Here is a 405-nt window from a genome sequence, read left to right as displayed (position 1 = left end):
TTTAAGTCAAAACCACAACCACTTTCAATATCGTTGATGTCATAAGGGGTTTTATCTGTATTAGACGCATGAATAAAATAATCAAACATGCCCTTAGGGGACATAATTATTTCAATATGACTAGGTGTATTTAAGTGTTGTTGAAGTAATTCAGAGACTTGGGAATAACTTTTTAAAGAATCAAAAAACAAAGCTCCATGTTTATGTGACTTCTTAATTTCTCCTGTCGAGTGATCAATATCTTGATTATGCCACGGACTTAAAATATAGGGGATATGCATTTGTTCCAAAATATCTCGGTAGTTAGATGGCGAGCTCTCTTCATATATTAAGAAAGCCCACTTATTTGAACGTTTATCTTTTGACATCATCAACATCCTTTCTGTGATTATTGATTAATGATGC

Annotated in this window: 1 protein-coding gene; it reads right to left on the bottom strand. The window is 32.8% G+C overall.

The features are described from left to right. A partial coding sequence (locus HMPREF2663_RS08640) for a replication protein (RefSeq protein WP_070846219.1) occupies window positions 1–368 on the bottom strand: 368 nt, incomplete at its 3' end. Between the last annotated feature and the right edge of the window lie 37 nt (window positions 369–405).

Source organism: Staphylococcus sp. HMSC077D08 (assembly GCF_001837945.1).
GTDB lineage: Bacteria > Bacillota > Bacilli > Staphylococcales > Staphylococcaceae > Staphylococcus > Staphylococcus epidermidis.
This window is presented reverse-complemented; position numbering and strand designations above follow the sequence as displayed.